Source organism: Pollutimonas nitritireducens (assembly GCF_002849615.1).
Taxonomy (GTDB): domain Bacteria; phylum Pseudomonadota; class Gammaproteobacteria; order Burkholderiales; family Burkholderiaceae_B; genus Pollutimonas; species Pollutimonas nitritireducens.
The window spans coordinates 139,471-151,937 of record NZ_PDNV01000012.1; the positions used below are offsets into that span (position 1 = coordinate 139,471).

Annotated in this window: 10 protein-coding genes; 7 read left to right on the plus strand and 3 right to left on the minus strand. The window is 52.7% G+C overall.

Annotation, left to right across the window (positions count from 1 at the left end; all coding sequences use genetic code 11):
* Positions 1 to 16 precede the first annotated feature (16 nt).
* Positions 17 to 946 carry a reverse transcriptase domain-containing protein gene (locus CR155_RS17780; protein ID WP_369406187.1) on the minus strand — a complete coding sequence of 310 codons (930 nt, stop codon included), beginning with the start codon at positions 944 to 946 and terminating at the stop codon, positions 17 to 19.
* Positions 947 to 1,118: 172 nt separating this feature from the next.
* On the opposite strand from CR155_RS17780, the gene dctP reads away from it, so the two are divergent.
* The 3 genes from dctP (at position 1,119) to CR155_RS17795 (ending at position 4,064) form a co-directional block, all read left to right on the plus strand.
* Positions 1,119 to 2,147, plus strand: a complete 1,029-nt coding sequence (gene dctP / locus CR155_RS17785; protein ID WP_102071372.1) for a TRAP transporter substrate-binding protein DctP — start codon at positions 1,119 to 1,121, stop codon at positions 2,145 to 2,147.
* A gap of 62 nt (positions 2,148 to 2,209) precedes the next feature.
* Positions 2,210 to 2,737, plus strand: a complete 528-nt coding sequence (locus CR155_RS17790) for a TRAP transporter small permease subunit (protein ID WP_102071373.1) — start codon at positions 2,210 to 2,212, stop codon at positions 2,735 to 2,737.
* Positions 2,738 to 2,753: 16 nt separating this feature from the next.
* A complete protein-coding gene (locus CR155_RS17795) occupies positions 2,754 to 4,064 on the plus strand; it encodes a TRAP transporter large permease (protein ID WP_102071374.1) in 1,311 nt (436 codons plus the stop codon).
* A 39-nt stretch (positions 4,065 to 4,103) separates the two neighbouring features.
* On the opposite strand, the gene CR155_RS17800 is transcribed toward CR155_RS17795, so the two are convergent.
* Positions 4,104 to 4,883 carry an IclR family transcriptional regulator gene (locus tag CR155_RS17800; RefSeq protein ID WP_158238301.1) on the minus strand — a complete coding sequence of 260 codons (780 nt, stop codon included), beginning with the start codon at positions 4,881 to 4,883 and terminating at the stop codon, positions 4,104 to 4,106.
* 176 nt (positions 4,884 to 5,059) lie between these two features.
* Between CR155_RS17800 and CR155_RS17805 the strand changes: the two genes are divergently transcribed.
* The 4 genes from CR155_RS17805 to CR155_RS17820 are packed head-to-tail and all read left to right on the plus strand — an operon-like array spanning position 5,060 to position 11,502.
* Positions 5,060 to 7,135 (plus strand): hydantoinase/oxoprolinase family protein, encoded by a 2,076-nt coding sequence (locus tag CR155_RS17805; RefSeq protein WP_102071376.1) that lies wholly within the window; start codon positions 5,060 to 5,062, stop codon positions 7,133 to 7,135.
* Between the two features lie 2 nt (positions 7,136 to 7,137).
* The gene (locus CR155_RS17810) at positions 7,138 to 8,811 is read left to right on the plus strand and encodes a hydantoinase B/oxoprolinase family protein (RefSeq protein ID WP_199171813.1); all 1,674 of its coding nucleotides are present in this window, start codon (positions 7,138 to 7,140) and stop codon (positions 8,809 to 8,811) included.
* Positions 8,808 to 10,136, plus strand: coding sequence for an aspartate aminotransferase family protein (locus tag CR155_RS17815; RefSeq protein WP_102071378.1), 1,329 nt, complete (start codon positions 8,808 to 8,810; stop codon positions 10,134 to 10,136). The genes CR155_RS17810 and CR155_RS17815 overlap by 4 nt, the downstream gene beginning before the upstream one ends.
* 43 nt (positions 10,137 to 10,179) lie before the next feature.
* Positions 10,180 to 11,502, plus strand: coding sequence for an aspartate aminotransferase family protein (locus CR155_RS17820; protein ID WP_102071379.1), 1,323 nt, complete (start codon positions 10,180 to 10,182; stop codon positions 11,500 to 11,502).
* Positions 11,503 to 11,623: 121 nt separating this feature from the next.
* Here the strand turns inward: CR155_RS17820 and CR155_RS17825 are convergent, their stop codons facing one another.
* A complete protein-coding gene (locus CR155_RS17825) occupies positions 11,624 to 12,205 on the minus strand; it encodes a hypothetical protein (protein WP_102071389.1) in 582 nt (193 codons plus the stop codon).
* Positions 12,206 to 12,467 lie beyond the last annotated feature (262 nt).

A 12,467-nucleotide genomic window follows, 5' to 3' on the forward strand; every position in this document is an offset into this window, starting at 1 on the left:
GCATCCGGCTCTCCATTTAAGCGTTGCTTAGAGCAAAGGCGACATCAGCGTAACGCGACTCGATGGTGCTGCGTTTCTCATCGCACAGAATGAATGGGTTTCCCGCAGGATTGCGCCACGTGAAGCGGGCCTTGCGGCTGTTAACAAGACGCCGAAGCGCCACCGCCCCGTACCAGCCCCGACTATTCCGGCCGCGAAGCACCCATGTTTTCGCCTGTCCCGCTTCGGGCCGCCGGACAAGGTCGCGCATCAACGCTGCAAAGCCGCGTCGATACTTGCGTGCAAGCCAGTACCCGAACTTCCAGAGGACAGTACGGTCCAGCTTGGCGAACATGGTCGCCGTGTAGTCGGTGTATTGATAGAAGGCAGCCCAGCCAGCAATTTGCCGGTTCAGGCTCTCCATAAGGTCCATCCGATTCATACTGTAGTTGCCAGACAATTGCTTGACCAGTCTCTCGGCCAAGCACCGGTACTTCTCCCACGGGATGGTCGTCACAGGTCGCATACGACCGCGTGGTCCTCGCTTGCGGATGATGCGGTGACCCAGGAAGACGAAGCCGTCATTCACATGCGTAATATGGGTCTTCTCCATATTCAACGTGAGCTTCGGTTCGCCTTCAAGGAAGCCGCGACATGCCTTACGTACGGTCTCAGCATGTTTACGAGTTCCCTTGACCGCGATCACAAAGTCATCGGTGTACCGGCAATAGGCTACAGCAGGTTTCCATTGCCGGTTTTCTCGCACAGCAATGGGCCGCTGCTTGAGAATGCCGAAGTTCCACGCCCACCGATCCTTGCGCACCTTCTTATTCAGGTAGTTCCCTTCCATCCACGCATCGAACTCATGCAACATGATGTTGGATAACAGGGGTGAGATGACACAGCCCTGAGGAACGCCTTCGCTCGAAGCACGGAACAGATCGCGATCAACGCAGCCCGCCTTGATGAACTTTCAGAGCAGGGCTACGGTCCTGGCCAGCAGCGGAATTGTGTCCGTACAGTATAAATCCCTATGCCAACTGTGCTCGATCTCTGTTGCAATACGGGAAGGTGTTATGAAAAACGAAACTTAGTTTTGATTTATGAGATTTTTTGCTCAATCTGTTTAAGGAGTAGTGATGAGAAAAGTGTTCCTTTTGATGGGAAAGGCGCTGTTGAGCGTCTGTGTCGTTGCAGTTTGCTCTGCCGGTGCATCTGCTCAGGAAAAGTTTCATTGGCGGTTGCAGAGCAATCTGAATACGGGTGATCCAGGCTATATAGCAGTGCAGAAAAAGTTCGCGGAACTGTCCAATAAGATGTCGAACGGTCGGATCACGATTGACGTTTTCCCGGTTGGGGCGCTTTTTCCGATTAGCGACGGCCTCGAAGCAGTTGGCGGCGGACTCGCTGAAGTCGCAGTGCTGACAGGGGGCTACTACGCTGGAAAGATTGGTCCGTTTGCAAATCTGGAAAATGGTGTCCCAGGGTCATTGCATACTCCACTTGAGCGCTACAACTTTTTTTACAAAAAGGGATTCATTGATTTAGCGCGTGAGGCCTATGGCAAGTATGGCGTGTACTACTTAGGCCCTCAGTTGTCTCCCAGGTGGGACATCATGTCGAAAAAGCCTATTACCTCTATGGCCGATTTTAAGGGACTAAAAATTCGATCATTTGGTCTTGAGGCAAAGTGGTATTCAAATATGGGTGCTACACCCGTGTTCATGGGCGGCGGAGAAATTTATACAGGTCTAGCAACCGGCGTTATCGACGCTGCACGGTGGGCGAGTCCTGCGGGTAACTTCAATGGCTCCTTTCACGAGGTGGCCAAGTACTATGTCGAGCCCTCACCTCTACCCGTGCCGAATAACTTTTTTGCCGTTAATAAGAGAGCATGGGATGCATTGCCGGATGACCTTAAAGCGATTTTGGAGGAGGCGGCAATTGCTTCGTCTTTTGACTACTTGGCGCTAGGTGAAATGCACGATGCGAAAGCTATGCAAGAAATGAAAAAGGCGGGCGTGCAGGTCAGTACCATCCCCCCAGAGGAATTCGCCAAGATGGAGGAGGCAGCGCGCGCATTATGGCGCGCCTATGAAAAGGAAGATGCGTTGGCTGCTCGTGGGGTGAAGATGCTTAACGAGTACCTAGCCGAACTGGGCCGTTAAATTTGCGCCCATACAGATGCTGCGTTCAGCGGTATCTGTCATTTTCACTAAAGGGAAATCCGATGCTTGATGGCATTACCCGAATTATCGATGGCTTTCTAGCGGCCATAGGCCGATTTGTTTCACTATTTGTACTGGCGATGATAGCGTTGATCGTCCTGGAAATGGTGTCGCGCGGAGCGCTTTCTTATTCGTTATCGTGGACGCAGGAGATCAGTACATGGTTGCTTACGGTTTTCGTCATGATTGGTGGGCCGTATGCCTTGCTCCGCGGCCACTTTGTCAGAGTGGACATTTTTTTTGCGCGACTTAGTCGTCAAAATCAGAAGTATGTTGATACTTTCCTGTCCACAACGCTGCTCGTTCTATTCGTTGGTGTCCTGGTGTGGCGTGGAGGTGACTTCTTTTTATCGTCCTTTGCAATGGGTGAGCGGTCTGCCACGGGTGCATGGGCAGGACCGGTTTGGCTTCCCAAGTTAATGATTCCTTTGGGCGGTGGGCTGCTTGGTCTGGCTTGGTTATCGCATTTGTTGCATTTATGGCGTGATCCTCCCGCGCAGACCTCCGAACCTAACACCGTTTCGATGTAACACTGAAGGAACCAACATGGGCGACCCCTTACTCGTTACCGGCCTGCTATTTGGCGGTATGTTATTTTTTCTCGCCGTCGGCGTCCCGATCGCTATTACTTTATCCGGTGTCAGCATCGCAATGATTGCCGCCTTTTGGAGTCCCATGGCGTTGACCATGGTCCCAATGCGGGCTTTCTCTACAACTACAAGCTTCGAGTATCTAGCGATTCCGCTCTTCGTGTTCATGGCCTCTATGCTGCAAAAGGCAAAAGTTGCAGAAGACATGTATGACGCTATGGAACGATTCTTTGGTTCGGTCCGCGGCGGGCTTGCAATAGGCACGGTTCTGATTTGTACAATCTTTGCGTGTATGGCCGGTATCAGCGGAGCCTCGACCGTTTCGATGGGTATGATTGCTGTTCCGGCAATGCTCGCACGGGGTTATGGAAAAGATATGGCCCTGGGTACGGTCGCAGCCGGCGGGTCATTAGGAATTCTGATTCCCCCCAGCGTAACCATGATCGTATATGCGTTGGTTTCGGGCACTTCCGTTGGCAAGTTGTATGCCGGGGGACTGGTTCCCGGTCTTTTATTAGCGGCGCTATTTTGTGTCTATATTTTAGTTCGAGGATGGTTGCAGCCTTCGACTGCTGGCGGGACGTCGATTCGAGCTTACTCTTGGAGCGAAAAGCTCGTCGGTCTGAGGGGCTTATTTTTTCCGCTCGTGATCGTAGTCGCGGTACTTGGATCAATGTTCACCGGCATTGCCAGTGTGTCAGAGTCGGCGGCTGTTGGTGCGGCGGGCTCCTTAATCGCGGCATTATGTTTACGTCGGCTGCGGTGGACGGATGTAAAAAGCGCATGCCATGAAACACTAATGCTCTCATGCATGATTTTCTGGATCATCATCGGTGCCAGCGCCCTCTCCACGTTCTATACAGGAATGGGAGCAGGGCGCATGATTGAAAGCTTTGTCCTCGGACTAGAGGTCAATCGCTGGGTAATCCTCGTTGGAATGCAGCTTATTCTTCTATTGATGGGGATGGTGCTTGATACGGTGGGAATCATCATGATTACCGTGCCGATCTTTCTTCCGATCATATTGGCGTTAGGCTTTGATCCAGTATGGTTTGGAATTCTCTTTATCATCAACATGGAGATCGGCTTTCTATCACCACCTTTTGGCTACAACTTGTTTTACTTGCGCGGCGTGACCCCGCCGTCTATCACGATGCCTGATATCTATAGGTCGGTATTGCCGTTCATTGCTATTATGACCGGTGCGATTGTGCTAATGATGGCTGTGCCCGAGATTGTCCTGTGGCTTCCGCGACAGCTATTCTAGAACCGTGTTTATGATTGGCATAGCGTCCCTTGGGGGGCGCTACAGTTCCTCTGGAGCCAGGCCGGCTTGCAACATTTTTGCGAATTGGTCTGCTCCGATTCTGAGGGCTTCTACCCAGTAATCTGCCGGCTTTTGCGAAAGTCGGTTCACTGGGCCAGTTACTCCCACGCTGTAGATCACTTCATTGTCCCCTGAGAAAACGGGACATCCGTACGCCATGATTCCGCTATCGATCTCTCGATCGCATATTGCGTAGCCCTGTTTTCGCACTTGATCCAGGTCTTCCATGACATGCACCATCGTCGACTTGGTTTGGTCGGTGTAGCGCTTAAAAGGAGGGTGCAGTAGGCGCCGGATGGTTGCGTCATCTTGATAAGCCAGAATAGCCTTCGCTGAGGCCGCTGCATGAGTAGGAAGTTCGTGGCCGGGAAAAACGTGCAGCCGATAACCTTGGTCGGGAACTGATCTCGCGATAGTGTGCACTGCGTCATTTCCGATGCGCACGAGATAGCAGGTTTCGCCGACGGTTTTCGTCAGTTGATCGCACACAATCTGCGCATAGTTATTGATAACGGAAGGATCCTGACTGAGATGCAGCAAGCGCGTTACGCGCCGCCCGATCGAGAACCCCCGCTGATTTCGCTCTTCGGTTTTTAGTGCTCCGCAAGCTTGCAGGGATCCGACCAAGCGATGAACTGTAGGTTTAGGCAGTTGGATGATATTTGCCAGCTCAGTCAGGCTGAGGGGGCGCTGGGACGCGGCGATGATCTCTAAAATAGATAAATAACGTTCCAGTGGGCTTTGCCGCTCTGCGTTCATTGATTTGAATAGTCCTTTGTTTGTGCCAGCGACTGTCCGCGTGCGGTGCATACTTGTGCCATATATGTGATGCGCCGTCAATCGGTATGTGCCTTATTGACGGAGATAATTATAGCTGGCTTAATTTCGTTTATCGGAATTAGATTTCGAAATTCGAAATAACAAAGGATGGGTTTATGGGAAGCGTGAGTGTAGGCGTCGATGTCGGTGGCACTTTTACCGACTTCATTCTGCTGGATAGCGAAGCCGGAATTCTCCGGACTGCGAAGGTGCCGACGACCGTCGACGACCGTGCTACCGGATTCCTCTCCGGCCTGCATGCGCTCGAGGTTCCGATTGATAGCATTGACTGGCTTGTACACGGCACGACGGCTGGCACTAACGCCGTCCTTGAGCGCAAGGGGGCGCGTTGCGGCCTGATAACTACTCAAGGATTTCGCGATGCGCTGGAACTAGGACGTCGCACCCGTCCGCACGCATATGGACTGTCCGGCAGTTTCCAACCGCTGATTGATCGTTGCGATCGTCTGGAAGTGCGCGAGCGCATGGACGCCCGGGGCAACGTTGTCGTACCTCTATCCGAGGATGACGTGAAGCGCGCTGTTGATCATTTTCTCCGAGCAGGTGTTGAATCTATCGTTATTCATTTTCTGCATTCTTATGTGAATCCGGATCATGAACGTCGATGTGCGGAAATCGTTCGCGCTCATTGGCACAATCAAAATGTGGTTGCCGGGCATGAGATCATCCGGGAAATGCGTGAGTTCGAACGTGGCTCCACGGCAGCTATACACGCCTCAATACGACCAATTGTCAGCGACTACATCGATCGGGTAGCACAGCGACTCAAAGATGAAGGTTTTAAGAACCAGTTGCTTGTGATGCAAGCCAACGGCGGGATGATGTCATCATCCATTGTTGGGCAGCATGCAGTTCAAACTGTAATGTCGGGCCCAGCAGCAGGTGTGCTCGCAGCGGCGCAAATCGCAAAGGCTTCGCATCTGCCGCATGTGATAACTGGCGACATGGGCGGCACCAGTTACGATGTCGCGATCATTGTCAATGGCGAGCCTGTCATTACGGCAGAAAAAGATTTGGCTTATGCGGTCCCAATTCGAATCCCGATGATCGACATCCACAGCATTGGATCGGGTGGGGGCAGTATCGCCCATATTGATAAGGCGGGTATGTTGCGCGTTGGACCTGAAAGCGCTGGATCCTTCCCCGGTCCGATTGGCTACGGGCGTGGCGGTGAGCGCCCGACCATTACTGACGCGAACTTCCTATTGGGCCGTATCAACCCGAATTCAATTACTGGCTCCGATGAGAAAGCTTCGATTGTGAAGATCGAAAAGGCAATGGTTGAAGAGGTGGGGGCGCCGCTAGGTTTAACGGCAATCGACGCAGCGGCAGCGATTATTGAAGTGGCAGTACAAGATTTGGTGGGGGCGATCCGGCTGATTTCGATCGATAAGGGTTGTGATCCTCGAGATTTTGCTTTGATGCCTTATGGGGGAGCCGGTCCGCTACACGCGGTTGCTATCGCGCGCGAACTGGGGATTCCACAAGTGGTTGTGCCTCGTTTTCCTGGCCTGACATCGGCATTGGGCTGCGTCATGGCAAATGTCCGTCATGACTTTGTGCAAACGATTAACAAGCTGTTCGATGACCTTGATCCACTGGAGGTTGTCGAACTGATGAACGCGCAGGCAGATGAAGGAAGGGCCTTGCTGCAAATTGGGAATGTCGAAGTGGAATCGATAGAAATTTGCAACGAGGTTGATGTTCTCTATCGTGGCCAATCACATGTAATGACCATCCCGGTGGTCAGTGCAGAGTTCAATATTGAAGCGGTGAAGGGAAAGTTCACGGAGCTGTATCTGGACCGATTCAACCTTTCACTGCCTGAAATGAAACCCATGCTTGTGAATGTACGTACGACTGTGATTGGTGTTCGGGCGCCTGTGGATCTTTCTATCTTTCGCCCTCAAAATGGCGACGTCGATCAGGCAATTGTGGGAAAGCGTCGGGTGTACTTCGCCGGCGAATGGCACGATGCGCTCATCTTCCAACGTGAAAAACTACCGTTACATGGCATTGTAGAAGGGCCTGCGATCATTGAACAGGCTGATACGACCATCGTAGTTGACCCCGGTGCGTCATGTGTGGTCGACGAGTTCGGCAGCATTCTTATCAAAGTGGGCAGTGTTAACACTGTCAGGTATGCGTCGCAAGCGGCGGTGGAGGCATGAACATGAACACTAACATAAGGGCGGTTAGCAAGCTTGATCCCGTCACTCTCACGGTCATTGATAAGGGTTTGCAACAGGTCTGCAACGAGATGGACCTCGTGCACCAGAAAACATCTTTCTCTCCGATTATCTCAGAATCGTTTGATCGCTCGAATGGTATCTATGGACTTAACAATGGCCGGCTGATCGCACAGGGCGCGCTTGGGCTCCCAATTTTTATCGGCGTCATGCAGGAGACCACACGTTGTGTCTGCGAAGCTCGCGACGATCTAAACGATGGAGACGTGATCATCATTAATGACCCATACCAAGGCGGCACGCACCTCATGGATGTCAAGATGGTGCGCCCCTTCTATTACAAGGGTAAGCCATGGTGTCATCTGGCGAATACAGGTCACTGGCCCGATACCGGTGGCATGGTGCCGGGCGGCTTCAGCAGTACCGCTACCGAGATTCATCAGGAAGGCTTGCGCATACCGCCAATCAAGCTGGTGGATCGAGGCAAGATGAACCCGGAAATCGTCAAGTTGGTATTGGCGAATATTCGGGTCGCCGATGAGCGCATCGGAGACATTAAGGCACAGATCGCTGCATTGGACGCAGGGGCTCGCCGATTGACTGCATTGTTGGATCGTTATGGCGTAGATCTGGTGGAAGCAGCGATCATGGAGCTCGAAGTGCGGGCAGAACGCATTATGCGCTCTCACATTGAAACCATCCCGGACGGTACTTATTCGGCAACGGCGTATATGGACAGCGATGGCATTGTGAATGAAGCATTGGAAATTGCTGTCGATATTTGCGTGAAGGGGCCTGAGATATCGTTTGACCTGTCCCGATCCAGCGCACCGTGTGCCGGTCCACTGAATTCTGTCTGGGCTACGACGCTTTCGTCTGTTTACTTGGCCATGAAGCATATATTTCCCGACGTGCCACTAAACGCGGGTTGCTTCAAACCGATTACGGTTGCCCCGCCGCGCGGAACTTTCCTTTACGCCGAATACCCGCGGCCCGTTGCCGGTTGTGCAGCTGAGGTATCGCAACGGATCATGGAGGTGGTTTTCCTGGCATTCGCTGAAGCGCTACCCCAGAAGATTTTCGCCGCACCGGCGGGTACGAGCGGTAATCTCGGCATGGGCGGTTTCGACCCTGAAGATAAGAGGGAGTACATCATGTACTACTTCTCTGGTGGCGGTTACGGCGGCTGGTGGGGCGGCGATGGGATTACCAATGGTTGTTCCACTATTGGAATCTCGAAGAGTCAACCTGTTGAGGTGCTTGAGCAGCGTTATCCGTTGATTTTCGATCATTATGCTTTGCGAGAAGACTCGGCAGGCGTGGGAAAATTTCGTGGGGGCTTTGGCGTCAATTACAAAGTGCGCCTGCTCCGAGGCACAGCCAAGGCGTCATTTCTTATGGATCATGGTCGCACTGGGCCTCCGGGTATTCTAGGCGGCGAGCCCGGGGCACCTAACACCATACGGGTTTGTCAGAGCGGCGAGATCAGTGTTCCGGAACACCTATCGAAGGGAGAGGATTTCGAGCTCAAGGCCGGTGATTGGATCGAGGTCGGGACTCCTGGCGGCGGAGGCTATGGCGATGCTTCGCAGAGAGAGTCGGAGTTGGTTGCCTCGGACGAAAGGAATCAATATTTTTCAGAGAGCACGCGCTCATGACGTACATACTGCATCGTCAGCTTGGGCAATCCATGCCTGTCGCCGTGCGCGGCAGCGGCGTATGGCTCGAAGATGGTGAAGGCAAGCGTTACCTGGACGCCGTCTCCGGCGGCGCGGCCGTTTCGTGCCTGGGCCATGGTCATCCTCGTATTGCTTCTGCTATTGCAAATCAGCTGGATTACCTTGCGTATGCTCACGGAAGTTTTTTTACCTCGCAGCCGGCTGAACAACTAGCTACTGCATTGCTCAAAGATGCTCCACCGAGCCTATCGCGAGTCGTGTTCTCTTCGGGTGGTTCGGAGAGTACAGAATGCGCTTTGAAACTGGTACGCCAGACTTGGGTGGAGCGTGGTAAACCTGAGAAGAATCGCATTATTGCCAGGCGCCAAAGCTACCATGGAGCGACAGTTGGAGCGCTATCGGTGAGCGGAAATGTGGGGAGGCGTGTTACCTATGCACCCATGCTTTTCGAGGTCCACTTCATAGACCCCTGCTATAGCTATCGCCTGAAGCATCCCGGTGAAACGGATCTGGAGTACGGCATGCGTGCGGCAAATGAACTCGAGCGGGCAATATTAGAGCTAGGGCCGGAAAATGTCGCTGCATTCATTGCCGAACCGATTGTTGGTGCGACATTGGGATGTGCACCACCCGCGCCGGGATATCTCAAGCGTATACGAGAGATCTGCAATCAATACGAGGTTCTGCTTATCCTTGACGAAATTATGTGCGGCGCCGGTCGAACCGGCGTGTTCTACGCATGCGCCGAAGATGAGGTTACTCCTGATATTCTCACCATCGCGAAGGGTCTCGGTGGCGGTTATCAATCTATCGGTGCGACGCTAGTAGCTGAGGATATTGTCCGCACGCTCGAGAATGGAAGCGCGACTTTGCTGCATGGCTTCACCTATATGGGACATCCCGTTGCTTGTGCGGCTGCCCTTGCTGTCCAAGAGGTCATCGTCGAGGAGGGCCTTTTAAACAATGTGCGTGAGCGCGGGAGGCAGCTAATAATCGGGCTTAACGAAAACCTAAAAAATCACCATAACGTGGGCGATGTGCGCGGTCGCGGCCTCTTCGTTGGGGTCGAATTGGTCGCAGACAGGAATCTAAAAACGCCATTTTCTCCCGAGCGAAAGCTTTATGCAAGGGTAAAGCAGGCTGCACTGGATTGCGCCCTGATGGTGTACCCCGGAGGAGGTACGGTGGATGGCGTCAATGGGGATCACGTCCTTTTTGCTCCAGCCTATAACGTTACCGCGGACGAAATCGACGAAATAGTCAGTCGATTTACTGTGGCGCTCGATAAAGCATTAATTCAGTAAACAAAACATCCGTGTATTAGGGCCTTCACTGGGGATCGACAATATGAACGTTAAAACTGCGCTTGCATCCAATATTTCCGCTGAGCTCGAGGCGGCACACGAACGATATCGTGATGCCAATCCCCGTAGCTACCAGCAACATCGCAAGGCGGCTGAAGTGCTTCCAGGAGGCAATACTCGTACCGTGCTTTATAGCGATCCATTTCCGATCACGCTGGCGTCGGCGGAAGGATGTCGTGTGACATCGCTGGATGGTAAAGAGTATGTGGACTATCTGGGCGAGTTCACGGCTGGCCTTTACGGACACTCAGATCCCCTGTTACGTGAAGCGGTAGAGAGCGCGCTACAGAGCGGATGGGTTCGGGGTGGACATATCGAGCAGGAGGAGAAGCTGGCGCGTCTCATTTGTGACCGGTTCCCCTCTATTGAGCGTGTTCGTTTCACGAATTCGGGGACTGAAGCGACCCTATATGCGATTTCCGCTGTACGTGCGATTAGCGGCCGCAGCAAAGTTCTAGTATTTGATGGTGCTTATCACGGTGGCGTTTTTGTCTTCAAGACAGTACAGAATCCCCTTACTGCTCCTTTTGACTTCGTGGTTGCGCCATATAACGACTGGGACGGAACGCGCGCTTTATTGGAAGCAAACGCACAGGCTCTCTCGTGCGTTTTGATCGAGCCCATGCAAGGTTCTGGGGGCTGCATTCCAGCCAGCCCGTCCTTTTTAAGGCAATTGCGAGACTGGACGGAACAGAACGGTGTGACGCTGATCTTTGACGAAGTCATGACTTCGCGACTATCAGGCGGAGGTCTTCAGGAAATGTATGGCATCACGCCAGATATCACGACTCTCGGGAAGTACATAGGAGCCGGATTCAGTTTTGGAGCGTTTGGCGGACGAGAAGATTTGATGAGCCACTTCGATCCGTCACGTGTTGGTGCCTTTTCCCATGCAGGTACCTTCAACAATAACGTCTTTACCATGACCGCCGGTGCCGTCGGCCTCGAAAAGGTATTCACCCCAATTATTGCGGAGCAGCTTACTGAACGTGGGAATAGTCTACGTGAACGCCTAAATGAGATCGCGGCTCAAGCGAGTTTCCCAATGCAGTTTACCGGTGTGGGGTCGTTGATGAATGTTCATATGTGCGGAGGCGAGATAGAGAGTGTGCGCGATCTTACTGGGAGCGATATGAATTTACGAGACCTGTTCTATTTCGATTTGATCGAACGTGGTATCTGGCCGGCTCGGCGCGGCATGTTCAACCTCTCGCTGCCAATGGGTGTTCTGGAATTCAGTGTTTTAGAAGAAGCCGTCAAGGATTTCGTTCGAGTAAGGAGCAAGCTGTTTACAAGCGAACGCTAGAAATAAGCCCGGCGCGAGGATAATGGTTCGCTCGATCAGTTCTAAATCGACATCGTCGGCTCCGAAGCTCAATACGACACGTTCGGAGCTTTGTGAGCGGCGAATGTGGCTTATCCGCGCATCAGGCCCTAACCGCAGAATTGAGCCTACATTGCAAAGCCATCTCGTAGGCTTTCTGCAAGTGTTGTGCCATTTGCCTTCCCGCGTCTATATGCTGAGCGATGACGGTGTCCTTGTCCCCATCACTCAACCTGTTAGTAAATATGAGCCAAGAAAACAGGTGCGGCGTTGATTGAGAGTGAGGATGACCGAAGTCCTTCGCCAACGTCTGAGCCTGTCTGTCATCGGTGATGAACCCTTGGCGGATCTTCATGGCGAAGGCAATCGAGGAGAGCTCGCCTTTACCTAGCTTGTTGCGTTTTTCTAAAATCTCGACGATTTGAAGATCCTCAATGCTACACGAGTGGGTCTGAAAGGCACCGCGCTGTTGCTCAGCGCGTAAGCGATCCATCAATGCCTGTTCTCTAGGCAAGATAGACTTTCGCGACTTAGTCAGGCACTCATACTGGACAAAGTTAGTCACGCAAAAGTCACATTTAGCCTCCTTGGCTGCTGCGTTTAGCCGCGGCGAGGACAGGATGTTCCAAACCGAGCACGTGTCGACGACGTTGATCGGATGGAATCTGGATGGATCAATGGCCATGGAGAGATCGCCCGTAAAGATTTGCCAGTTCGAGCAATTCGGCATGGCTGCATAGAAGCGCCTCGGCCAGTCGGCCTTGGCTTATAACGCCGGAATTGTAGGCATCGAAGCAGAGCGCGACATAGTGGTCTGAGAGTAACGGCCCGCCCTGTACCGCCTAGAAATTTGGGTTAAATCTCATCAAGATACGTGTCCATGTATTTTTTGAGATGGACACGTATTTCGATGAGCGATTCTCTTTCTTTGGTGGCGGCCTCTCAAG